The organism is Aquabacterium sp. (assembly GCF_030652515.1).
Lineage (GTDB): Bacteria > Pseudomonadota > Gammaproteobacteria > Burkholderiales > Burkholderiaceae_C > Aquabacterium.
The window spans coordinates 20,215-32,244 of sequence record NZ_JAUSAR010000214.1 but is presented as its reverse complement, the minus strand read 5'-3'; the positions used below and the strand labels follow the sequence as shown (position 1 = coordinate 32,244).

The window sequence follows — 12,030 nt, the reverse complement described above, 5'->3', positions numbered from 1 at the left end:
TAAGACGGCATCAGAACCACATTGCTGGCAATAAACGAGCCTTTGCGCACGGCTGCAGGGGGCACCACACGAAAACCGCCGTCACGAAAATCCCTGGAACTGTAATCAGCGAATTTTGAGGGTACTTTGTCAAAATAGTTGGAAAACCCGCCTTTGATAAAACTGTTGTCTTCGATGCGAAATGACAGCAGCACGGCTTTCTTGATCCATTGATGCGTCACCCAGTCGCCATCGATTTTCTCGGCCACGCGCAGTTTGCCGGCGTCCAGCTGGTCGATGATGTGGTTGACGGCGTCGCGCACTTCAGCGGGAGCGGCGGCGGGCGACAGCGAAGTGCGCTGTTCCCAGGCGTTGTCGATGGTGGTCTGGAGTGCTTGGGTAGTCATGCTTGAACAATCAATCAAAAAGTAAAAATCACAAAGACTGGATGAAGGCCTTGATGCGCTGAGCGGCCTCGACGCATTCGTCCACGCCGGCCACCAGGGCCATGCGCACACGGCCCGCGCCGGGGTTGATGCCGTTGGCTTCACGCGCCAGGTAACTGCCTGGCAGAACGGCCACATTGTATTGAGCCAACAGTTCTTTCGCGAACCACTCGTCGCTGCCGCCGTGGATGTGCGCGGGGATGCCCGCCCAGAGGTAGAAGCTGGCGTCGGGCAGGGCCACGTCCATCACGCTGGACAGGATGGGGGTGACTTGCTCGAATTTCTGCCTGTACAGGGCGCGGTTTTCGACCACATGGGCTTCGTCGTCCCAGGCGGCGGCGCTGGCGCGTTGCACCGAGGGGCTCATGGCGCTGCCGTGGTAGGTGCGGTAGAGCAAGAAGGCCTTGATCAGCGCGGCATCGCCAGCCACGAAGCCCGAGCGCAGGCCGGGCACATTGGAGCGCTTGGACAGGCTGGTCAGCATGATCAGGTTGCGGAAATCAGCGCGGCCCAATCGGGCTGCAGCCTGCAAACCGCCCAGTGGCGCGGCGTCGGCGCCTTCGCGGAAATAGATCTCTGAATAGCACTCGTCGGACGCGATGACGAAGCCGAACCGGTCGCTCAATTCAAATAGCTTGGCCCATTCGTCCAGTGGCATGACCGCACCCGTGGGGTTGCCCGGCGAGCACACGTACAGCAACTGGGTGGTCGCCCAGGTTGATTCGGGGATGCTGGACCAGTCGGCCGCGAAGTTGCGCGCCGGGTCTGAGTTGGCGAACACCGCGCGGGCGCCCGCCAGCAAGGCCGCGCCTTCGTAGATCTGATAAAACGGGTTGGGGCAGACCACGGCCGGGCCGCCCACATCGCGGTGCTGGTTGGGGTCGATCACGACCTGGGCCAGGGCGAACAGCGCCTCGCGCGAGCCATTGACCGGCAGGATCTGTGTGGCCGGATCCAGCGACAGGCCATAGCGGCGTTGCATCCACCGCGCACAGGATTCGCGCAGCACGGGCTCGCCAGCGGTGGCCGGGTAGCTGGCCAGGCCATCGAGCGCATCGACCAGGGCCATCTTGATGAAGGTGGGCGTGGGGTGCTTGGGCTCGCCAATGCCCAGGCTGATGGGGCGCAGGGCCGGGTTGGGCTGCACGCCCGAGGTGAGTTGTCGCAGCCGCTCGAAGGGGTAGGGCTGCAGTTTGGACAGCAAAGGGTTCATGCCGGGGATTATCCCAGCCCCCAGGCCTGCCGGTGGCACGGGTTAGCGCGGAATGTGCCGGATGTGCTCAGCGCTTGGCTGGTGGCGCGATGACGACCCGGTCGCGGCCGGTGTTTTTGGCCTGGTAGAGGGCGTGGTCGGCGCGTTCCACGGTCTGGCTCAAGGCGGTGATGCTGTCGTGCACGGCCACGCCTGCCGAGAAGGTGACGCGCAGCGTGGGCACGGAGGCCGACAGGACGCAGTCGGCCATGGCGGTGCGCAGGCGCTGCATGGCCACCACGGTTTTTTCCTGGCTGGTGTTGGGCATCAGGATCAGAAACTCTTCGCCACCCCAGCGGCCGATGGTGTCGGTGTCGCGCAGCACCACCTGCGCGGCCTTGGCAAAGGCGCTCAGGCTGTCATCGCCCACCCGGTGCCCGTGGCGGTCGTTGACCTGTTTGAAGTGGTCCAGATCGATCAGCACCACGGTGAAACGCTCGCCGTAGCGGTCAAAGCGCATCACGGCGTTTTCCAGCTTGTCCTGCATGTGGCGCCGGTTGTACAGGCCGGTCAGCGAATCGTGGGTGGCCAGTTGCTTGACTTGCTCCAAAGCTGCTTTCAGTTCGGTGCGTTGCTTGAACAGCCGATTGCGCCAGCTTGAAATCTTGTAAGCCGTGAAAATCAACGGCGGCATGGTGCCCAGCATCAACTCAAACCGGATCAACTCGAAATTGGGTGGGTAATAGCCTGGGTCAATGTGCGACAACACGCCCATGCACACCCCCAGCATGAGCATGGCTGCCCCGCCCACCACCACGGATTGCTTGGGGGTGTGGGTGTACATGCCAAAGACCATGACCAGGGCGATCAGGACCATGACCAGGCCTCGGTCGTAGGGCCCCAGCGCGGTGTAAGCAAAACCGATGGCCAGCAGCGCAAAAATGTTCTGCGGAATCATCAACGCAGGGTCTTTCAGGTGGCGTGTCTTGCCACTGCGCACCAGCCCGAAAAACACCGCGTAGGCGGGGAAAGCTGTGGCCATCAGCAGGCTTGGCGCGAAGGCCCTGATCAGGCCGATGTCTGCCACATACGAGGCTGCCCAGCAGCAAATCACGTACATCAGGGCGCACAGCAGGATGGCGACGGTGCGTGAGCGGGTGACGCGGTCGGGGCCGAAGACGAAGGCCACCAGTCGGCCAACGCCATCCAGCAGCGGGTCTTCTTCCGGGAGGTGGGCCGAGCGTGGTTCGCTCATGCCAAGGTCTCGGCCATGGGTTCGGCGGAAGCGGAAGGTGATGCGGCCAGCACACAGCGGTTGCGGCCTTGCCGTTTGGCCTCGTAGACGGCCTGGTCGGCCCGGTCCACCAGGTGTTCAAGGCTCTCGCCCGGCTGGGCCTGGGCGATGCCGACAGAAAAAGTCAACTGCATCAGGGCGTGGTCCTTGAAGACCAGGGCTTCCACCGTTTGACGCAAACGCTCCAGCGCGGTCAGGGCTTCGTGTTGATTCAACTGGGGCAGCATGAGCAGGAATTCTTCACCGCCCCAGCGCGCCAGCTTGTCGACCTGGCGCAACTGCGGCGTGGTGCTCTGGGCAAAGCCGCGCAGCGCCGTGTCGCCGGCATGGTGGCCGAACCGGTCGTTGATGTCCTTGAAGTGGTCCAGGTCAATCAAGGCCACGCACATGGGCGCACCGGTGCGCTCCATCAGCTTGAGCTCGGCTTCGGCCAGGTCGGTGATGACGCGGCGGTTCAGCAGGCCGGTGAGCATGTCGGTGGTGGCCATTTGCTCCACGGTGCGCACCGCTTCGGTCAGCTCCCTGGTTTGCCGACCCAGCTTCACGCCGATGTCGCTGATCCATTTGCCCACCAGCGACAACATCAGCAGCGTAGAGCCTCCCACGGCCAGGATCGCCCAGCTTTTGGTCACGGGATAGTGGATGGGGTCATGCCAGGTCAAAGCGATGGTGGCCACAGCCAGCATGCCCACGGTCAAGGCGCCCAACAGCAGCACCCGAGCCGGTTTGAGCCGAAACATGGCCGCCACGATGGTCTGGCAGATGATGATCAGCACGTTGCTGCGGTGGTCACCCAACTGCATGAAGGCCAGCACGCAGATGGCGTTGCTGGCCAGCGCGTGGGGAAACGCCAGGATCGGATCCTTGAGCCGCAGGCTCCAACCAGAGCGCACCAGGGCCAAAACCGTGAGGAAGGTGATGGCGCCGCACAGGATCAGCCAATGGGCCACGTGCCGGTCCAGCAGGCCGAGGTGGACCGAGTGCAACAGGATACCGATCGTGACGGCATACAGCTGAAGGGTGGCCAGCACCAGCAACACGTAGCGGCGCGTGGGCTGTTTTTGCCCAAGCGCCCAGTCGATCAGAGGTGTCTGCCAGGAAGGTGATTTCATCAAGTGAAGGTGTTACCTCCAGGTTTATCGGCAGAAATAAACCCGTCTTGACATCAGGTTACACCTGCGGCCCAAAGTGGCCGCTCAGGGTGTGACCGAATTAGCCCAGCAGGCCGGTTTCAGCTGAATGCTGAGGCAACTCCACCTTGGGCAGGGGTTTCCAGCCCTTTTGGCGGTGCTCGACCACCACATTGGTGTAGATACCGCCGCGCACATACCACTTGGCGGTGATGCGCAGGTAACGCGGCTGGATGGCCTTCACAAAGTCGTCCAGGATGGCGTTGGTGACTTTTTCGTGGAAAGCGCCGTCGTTGCGGTAGCTCCACATGTACATCTTCAGGCTCTTCAGCTCGATGCACAGCTTGTCGGCGATGCATTCGATGGTGAAGTGCGCGAAATCAGGCTGGCCGGTCAGCGGGCAGAAACAGGTGAATTCCGGGATCTGGAACTGGATGACGTAGTCGCGCTGCGGGGCGGGATTGGGGAAGACGTCTAGTTTGCGGGTGGCGGCCGAGGGTGGGGTGGCAGGCTTGGCGCGCTCACCCACGGTGATGGTGTCGGCAGGGGCGCTCTTGGCGGCGCGGGCGGAAGGGGCTTTCTTGGCCATGGTGAGCTGCGGTAGAGGGGAAATCTGGGGAAGCGCCGATGCTATCATCCCAGACCCGAATGAATGCGCTGTTTCGCGTGTTTTTTCTTATAAATCAATGACTTAGTCGACTCAACACGCATGCGCCTGAATTCGATCAAGCTGTCTGGCTTCAAGTCATTCGCCGAGCCGACCACCTTCCAGTTGCCCGGGCAGTTGGTGGGGGTGGTGGGGCCCAATGGTTGCGGCAAGTCCAACATCATGGATGCGGTGCGCTGGGTGCTGGGCGAATCGAAGGCGTCCGAGTTGCGTGGCGAGTCCATGCAGGACGTGATTTTCAACGGCTCGGGCAACCGCAAGCCAGCCAGCCGATCCAGCGTGGAGCTGGTCTTCAGCAATGAAGATGCGCGGGCCGGTGGCCAGTGGAACCAGTTCACCGAGATCGCCGTCAAGCGCGTGTTGACCCGCGATGGCACGTCCAGCTACTTCATCAACAACCAGCCAGTGCGCCGCCGCGATGTGCAGGACGTGTTTTTGGGCACGGGCCTGGGGCCGCGTGCCTACGCCATCATTGGCCAGGGCACCATCAGCCGGATCATCGAATCCAAGCCTGAAGAGCTGCGCCTGTTCCTGGAAGAAGCGGCTGGCGTGTCCAAGTACAAGGAACGCCGCCGCGAGACCGAGCATCGCCTCAAGGACACGCGCGAGAACTTGACCCGCGTGGACGACATCTTGCGCGAGCTGAACAACAACCTTGAGAAACTGGAACGCCAGGCCGAGGTCGCCACCCGCTACAACGGGCTACAAGAGCAGGGCACCTTGAAGCTGCACCAGTTGTGGTTCCTCAAGCACCGCGATGCCTCGACCGAAGAGTCGCGCATCAAGCAGGACATCCTGGGCGCGACCAACGCACTGGAAGGCCGCATGGCCGAGTTGCGCCAGGTCGAGGCCGAGTTGGAACACGTGCGCCAGGCGCATTACGAATCCAGCGATGAGTTGCACACGGCGCAAGGTGCGCTGGCCGAGGCCAACCTGGAAGTCAGCCGGCTGGAAGAGCGCATCCGCTACGTGGTCGAAGGCCGCCAGAAAGTCGAGCAACGACTGGCCGAATTGAAAGGCCAGAACGACCAGTGGGCTGATCGCAAAGTGTCGGCTGAAGAAGAACTGGAAACCCTGGCCGAGCGCATGGCTGCCGCCGAAGAGCAGGCCGAGATCCTGGCCGCGCAGGCCGAAGAGCTGACGGCCAATGTTCCGACCTTTGAAGACACGGTGCGCGCTGCGTCACAAAAGGCGAATGAGCAACGTGGTGTGGCTGGGCAGGTTCAGCAGCAGATCCAGTTGTTGGCAGCAGACTCACGCAACATTGATGATCAATCGCGCCAGCTCAACCTGCGCCGCGAACGTCTGGTGGCCGAGAAGCAAACCCTGGCCGCGCCGGATGAACTGCGCCTGACCGAGCTGACCCGTCAGCTCGAGGCGGGCCAGGAAGACCTGGTCGTGGCCGAGGCCCAACTGGGGGAGCTGACCGAATCCGTGCCCGCGCTGGACGACGCCCGCAAGGAACGCCAGAACGATGCCAATGCCCAGGCCAGCAAGCAATCCGACCTGACCGCCCGCCTGGAGGCCCTGCGCGCCCTGCAAGAAAAGGTGCAGACCGAGGGCAAGCTCAAGCCCTGGCTGGCCAAACACGGCCTGGACGGTTTGCCTGGCCTGTGGACCAAGATCCACATCGAGAATGGTTGGGAAAACGCGCTGGAATCGTCCCTGCGCGAGCGCCTGTCGGCCCTGGAAGTGGGCCGGGTCGAAACCGTGCGCGCTTTTGAAAACGACGCGCCGCCTGCCAAGCTTGCTTTCTACAGCCCGCCCTCCGGCCAGATCGCCAACAGCCATCAAACGTTGCCACGCCTGTCTGACCTGCTGCGCTTGAATGATCAGGGCCTGAAGGCTTTGCTCAACGATTGGCTGGAAGGCGTGTACACCGCTGCCAGCATGGAAGAGGCGCTGGCCAACCGCGGCAAGTTGACGCACGGCGAGGTCATCATGACCCAGGCTGGTCACGCGGTCAGCCAGTTCGCAGTCAGCTTCTACGCGCCCGATTCGGAGCAGGCCGGCATGCTGGCCCGCGCCCAGGAAATCGAAAGCCTGGAGAAACAAGTGCGTGCCCAGGCCATCATGGCCGACGACGCCCGTGCTGCATTGATCCGCGCTGAAGCCGCCTACACCGATGCTTCGCAGCGCTTGGTCACGGCCCGTCGCGAGACCAGTGAGCTGCAGCAACGCACACACCAGGTGCAGGTGGAAGTGCTGCGCCTGACGCAGCAAGCCCAGCAGAGCAATGCGCGGCGCGAGCAGATCGTCAGCGAAGTGGGCGAGATCGACGGCCAGCTGGAAGAGCTGAACGAACGCCGGGCCACGGGCGAGGCCCGCTTTGAAGAGTTGGACCTGTCACTGGCCGATGCGCAAGAGCGCCACGCCCAGTTGGAAGAGGCCGTGATCGAGGCCGAACGCAAGCTCAACCATGCGCGTGAGCAGTCGCGCGCGCTGGAGCGCCAGGCGCAAGAGGCCGCTTTCAGTGCCCGCAGCATGTCGGCCCGCCGTGGCGAATTGCAGCGCGGCATTGAAACCGCTGTGCAGCAGATCCAGGCCAACGAGGCCAGCGCGGTAACCTTGCACGAAGAGCACGCCCGCCTGTCTGAGACGGCAGCAGGCACCGGTCTGGATGAGGCCCTGGCCGTCAAGCTGGAAAAGGAAGCTGCCCTGGGCCAGACCCGCAGCCGCTACGACGACCTCTCGGCCCAGTTGCGCCGCGCCGACGAGCAGCGCCTGGAGTTCGAGCGCAGCCTGCAGCCTTTGCGTGATCAGATCACCAAGTTGCAACTTGAAGAGCAAGCCGCCTCGCTGGGCGGTGCGCAGTTCATGGAGCAACTGATCGCCGCCGCCGTGGACCTGGAAGTGCTGGCCCGCAACATCGAAGAAAACGGCGTCAAGCTGCACGGCCTGCAAAGCGAGATCGACCGCATCCAGCGCGAAATCAACGCCCTGGGCGCCGTCAACCTGGCGGCCCTGGACGAGCTGACCGCGGCCCGCGAGCGCAAGGGCTTCCTGGATTCGCAGATGGCCGACCTGCTCGACGCCATCAACACGCTGGAAGACGCGATCCACAAGATCGACATAGAAACCCGCGACCTGCTGGCCGGCACCTTCAATACCGTCAACGAGCACTTCGGCCGCATGTTCCCCGAGCTGTTCGGCGGCGGCACGGCCAAGCTGGTCATGACCGGCGACGAAATCCTGGACGCGGGCGTGCAGGTCATGGCCCACCCGCCCGGCAAGAAAAACAGCACCATCCACCTGTTGTCGGGTGGCGAAAAAGCGCTCACGGCCATCGCCCTGGTGTTCGCCATCTTCCAGCTCAACCCCGCGCCTTTCTGCCTGCTCGACGAAGTCGATGCGCCCCTGGACGATGCCAACACCGAGCGCTACGCCAAGCTGGTCAAGCAGATGTCCAGCGGCACGCAGTTCCTGTTCATCTCGCACAACAAGATCGCCATGGAAATGGCCGAGCAGTTGATCGGGGTGACCATGCAGGAGCAGGGCGTGTCCCGCATCGTGGCCGTCGACATGGAGGCCGCCTTCTCGATGGCCCAGGCCGCCTGAGCGAAGCGCAGAAGAAGAACCCAACACATTCCCCATGAACAACTCACTCACCTTGTATCTGGCCCTGTTGGGCGGCCTGGTCCTCGCGGCTTTCGTGGCCCATGGCGCCTGGACGGCCCGCAAGAATGCCGCGCGTCAACCCCGCCGCGCCGCGCTCGAGCCCATGGGCACTGGCACCATCGACCGATCCGAGGCTGACACCATCCCCACCGAGATGGGCGACACCCTGCCTGGCGAACCCACGGCGGAAGAACTCACTTCGGGCGCGATGAACCTGCCGCCACCGGTCAAACGAAACCAGCCCAAGCTGGACGCCTTGATCGATGCCATCGCCACTTTGACCTTGGACACCCCCGTCAGCGGTGACAACGTGCTGCTGCACCTGCCCACCACCCGCCGTGCCGGCAGCAAGCCTTTCATGATTGAAGGCCTGCGCGTTGATTGCAGCGAGTGGGAAGCGCCTCAGCTCGGCGTGGTCTACAGCGAGTTGCAAGCGGGCGTGCTGCTGGCCAACCGCACGGGTGGCCTCAACGAGATCGAATACTCCGAGTTCGTGCAGAAGGTGCAAGCCTGTGCCGACGCCATGGGCGCCTCGGTCGAGTTCCCGGACATGCTGGATGTGGTCGCACGCGCCAAGGAGCTGGACGGCTTTGCCAGCGCCCACGATGCCCAACTGGCTTTGCGCCTGTATGCCCAGGGCAGTGCCTGGTCGATTGGCTATGTGCAGCAGCAGGCCGCGCGCCATGGTTTCATGCCGGGTGCCTTGCCGGGCCGTTTTGTGCTGCCTTCAACGGAAGAGGGCGCGCCGCCTGTGCTGACCTTGCAGTTCGATGCCCAAGCCGCCTTTGCCGAAGATCCCGAGCAAGCCACCTTGCGTGAATTGATCCTGTCATTCGATGTGCCTCAAACGGCGGCGGAAGGCTCACCTTTCAATGCCTGGTGCGCAGCAGGCCAGGCCTTGTCGCTGGGGCTGGATGCCATGATGGCCGATGACCAGGGGCAGCCGTTTTCGCCAGCCGCGTTCGCCTCCATCGAAGGCGAATTGCAGCGCCTGTACGAAGCCCTGGCAGCGCGTGATCTGGCGGCCGGTTCAGCGACGGCGCGGCGCTTGTTCAGTTGATGGGTGTGGAGACCTCGGCCATGCCGAACGACGATTCCGTGGTCGAACGCATCGCGCAGTTGCGCGAGCAGCTTCAGCACCATGCTCACCAGTACTACACGCTGGATGCCCCGCAGATCCCTGATGCCGAGTACGACCGGCTCTTTCAAGCGCTTGAGGCTTTGGAAGAAGCCCACCCTGAATTGCGCACGGCCGATTCGCCCACGCAGCGCGTGCTGGGCCAGGTGCTCGACGGTTTCACGCCCGTGCGCCATGCCGTTCCCATGCTGTCCATTCGCACCGAGACCGACACCGAAGCGACCGGCGCCTTGGCCTTCGACGCACGCGTGCGCCGCGAACTGGGGCTGACCGAAGCAGATCCACCGGTGGAATATGGCGCCGAGCTGAAGTTCGACGGCCTGGCCATCAACCTGCGCTATGAGCAGGGCTTGCTGGTGCAGGCGGCCACACGCGGCGATGGCGAAGTGGGCGAAGACGTCACCCAGAACATCCGCACCATCCGACAGATCCCGCATCGGTTGAAAGGCTTGAAGGCCGAGGTGCTGGAGGTGCGCGGCGAGGTCTACATGCGCCGTGATGATTTCGACAAGCTCAACGAGCGCCAACGAGATCTGGGCGGCAAAACCTTCGTGAACCCGCGCAATGCTGCGGCTGGTGCGGTTCGCCAGCTCGATCCGAACATCACGGTGCAACGCCCGCTGAGTTTTTTTGCCTACGGTCTCGGCGATGTCCAGGGGTGGGCCGTGCCGCCCACCCACAGCGCGATGCTGGACGCCTTGCAAGCCATGGGGCTGCCGGTGAGCAACGAGCGAGTGGTGGCCCAAGGCGCCGATGGCCCGACCGGCCTGGTCGGTTTCCACCAGGCCATTGGCGCCAAGCGTGACCAACTGCCTTTCGACATCGACGGCATCGTCTACAAGGTCAACCGCCGCGATCTGCAAGAGCGCCTGGGTTTTGTCTCCCGCGAGCCGCGCTGGGCCGTGGCCCACAAATACCCCGCGCAAGAGCAACTGACCCAGGTCGAAGCCATCGACATCCAGGTGGGTCGCACCGGCAAGCTCACGCCCGTGGCGCGGCTCAAGCCGGTGTTCGTGGGCGGTGTCACGGTCACCAACGCCACCTTGCACAACCTGTTCGAGCTGCGCCGCAAGCGCGTGCGGGTGGGCGATACGGTTGTCGTGCGCCGCGCGGGCGACGTCATCCCCGAGGTGGTGAGCGTGGTCTCCGCCGTGCCCCGTGCCAGCTACGTGCCCAACTTCCGCATGCCCAGGCATTGCCCCATCTGCCAAAGCACGGTGGAGCGTGAACCGGGCGAGATGAACCACCGCTGCTCGGGCGGCTTGTTCTGCTCCGCCCAGCGCAAGCAGGCCTTGCTGCACTTTGCCCAGCGCCGCGCGGTCGAGGTCGAAGGCCTGGGTGAAAAGCTGGTGGATCAACTGGTGGATGGCGGCCTGGTGCGCACCTTGCCCGAGCTGTACAAGATGGGCGTGGCCAAGCTGGCGGCCCTGGACCGCATGGCCGACAAAAGCGCGCAGAACATTGTCTTGGCGCTTGAGAAAAGCAAACAGACCACCTTGCCGCGTTTTTTGTTCGGCCTGGGCATCCGCCATGTGGGGGAGGCCACGGCCAAGGACCTGGCCAAGCACTTTGGCAAGCTCGATGCGCTGATGGACGCCACCGAAGAGCAATTGCTTGCCGTCAACGACGTGGGGCCGATCGTCGCGCACAGTATCCGCACTTTCTTTGACCAGCCGCACAACCGGGAAGTGGTTGAGCAGTTGCGCGCCGTGGGCATCGCCTGGCCCGAGCACGAGCCATCGGCGGAGGCTGACGCCGCCAGCCTGCCCATGTTCGGAAAAACCTTCGTGCTCACCGGCACCCTGCCTACTTTGGGCCGTGAAGAGGCCAAGGCCCTGATCGAAGCCCAGGGCGGCAAAGTGGCGGGCTCGGTCTCCAAGAAAACCACCTACGTGGTGGCGGGGGCTGAAGCGGGCAGCAAACTGGACAAGGCCCAGGAGCTGGGCCTGACCATCCTCGACCAGGACGGCCTGTTGGCCTTGTTGAACATCGACCCCGGAAGCTTGAACCATGACAGTGCGTGAGATCCTCAAGATGGGCGACCCACGCCTTTTGCGCGTGGCCCAGCCTGTCGAGCACTTCGACACCCCCGAGCTGCACGCCCTGATCGCCGACATGTTCGACACCATGGCCGCAGCCCAGGGTGCTGGCCTGGCGGCCCCCCAGATCGGCGTCGACCTGGCCGTGGCCATCTTCGGCGTGACCCGCTCCGAGCGCTACCCCGATGCGCCCCCTGTGCCGCAAACCGTGCTCATCAACCCGGTCATCACGCCTTTGTCGGCCGATGAGGAAGACGGTTGGGAAGGCTGCCTGTCGGTGCCCGGTCTGCGCGGCGTCGTGCCACGTTGGGCACGCATCCGCTACACGGGCTTAGACCAATTCCGCCAGCCCATCGACCGCGAAGCCGAAGGCTTCCATGCGCGGGTGGTCCAGCACGAGTGCGATCACCTGATCGGCAAGCTCTATCCCATGCGCATCCGCGATTTTTCCCGCTTTGGCTACACCTCGGTGTTGTTCCCGGGCCTGGATCCGAATGCCGACGACTGAGTCGTCAAGCTTGGGCCAA

8 protein-coding genes and 1 pseudogene are annotated in these 12,030 nt (G+C 63.6%); 4 read left to right on the top strand and 5 right to left on the bottom strand.

What is annotated here, in order from left to right:
- From Q7V20_RS23420 to queF, 5 genes and pseudogenes are all read right to left on the bottom strand, one after another.
- A pseudogene (locus Q7V20_RS23420) lies at positions 1-386 on the bottom strand (2,3,4,5-tetrahydropyridine-2,6-dicarboxylate N-succinyltransferase); the annotation flags it as partial.
- 28 nt (positions 387-414) lie between these two features.
- The gene (gene dapC / locus Q7V20_RS23415) at positions 415-1,638 is read right to left on the bottom strand and encodes a succinyldiaminopimelate transaminase (protein WP_304796480.1); all 1,224 of its coding nucleotides are present in this window, start codon (positions 1,636-1,638) and stop codon (positions 415-417) included.
- Positions 1,639-1,705: 67 nt separating this feature from the next.
- Entirely contained in the window at positions 1,706-2,872 is a 1,167-nt protein-coding gene (locus tag Q7V20_RS23410; protein ID WP_304796477.1) for a diguanylate cyclase, read from the bottom strand.
- Positions 2,869-4,023, bottom strand: coding sequence for a diguanylate cyclase (locus Q7V20_RS23405; protein WP_304796474.1), 1,155 nt, complete (start codon positions 4,021-4,023; stop codon positions 2,869-2,871). The genes Q7V20_RS23410 and Q7V20_RS23405 overlap by 4 nt, the downstream gene beginning before the upstream one ends.
- 100 nt (positions 4,024-4,123) lie before the next feature.
- The gene (queF, locus tag Q7V20_RS23400; RefSeq protein ID WP_304796472.1) at positions 4,124-4,630 is read right to left on the bottom strand and encodes a preQ(1) synthase; all 507 of its coding nucleotides are present in this window, start codon (positions 4,628-4,630) and stop codon (positions 4,124-4,126) included.
- Between the two features lie 120 nt (positions 4,631-4,750).
- Between queF and smc the strand changes: the two genes are divergently transcribed.
- The 4 genes from smc to def are packed head-to-tail and all read left to right on the top strand — an operon-like array spanning position 4,751 to position 12,011.
- Positions 4,751-8,266, top strand: a complete 3,516-nt coding sequence (gene smc / locus Q7V20_RS23395; protein WP_304796470.1) for a chromosome segregation protein SMC — start codon at positions 4,751-4,753, stop codon at positions 8,264-8,266.
- Positions 8,267-8,300: 34 nt separating this feature from the next.
- Positions 8,301-9,386 (top strand): cell division protein FtsZ, encoded by a 1,086-nt coding sequence (locus Q7V20_RS23390; protein ID WP_304796467.1) that lies wholly within the window; start codon positions 8,301-8,303, stop codon positions 9,384-9,386.
- Positions 9,387-9,406: 20 nt separating this feature from the next.
- Positions 9,407-11,488, top strand: coding sequence for an NAD-dependent DNA ligase LigA (gene ligA / locus Q7V20_RS23385; protein ID WP_304796464.1), 2,082 nt, complete (start codon positions 9,407-9,409; stop codon positions 11,486-11,488).
- Positions 11,475-12,011, top strand: coding sequence for a peptide deformylase (gene def / locus Q7V20_RS23380; RefSeq protein ID WP_304796461.1), 537 nt, complete (start codon positions 11,475-11,477; stop codon positions 12,009-12,011). The genes ligA and def overlap by 14 nt, the downstream gene beginning before the upstream one ends.
- The last annotated feature ends 19 nt before the right edge of the window (positions 12,012-12,030 follow it).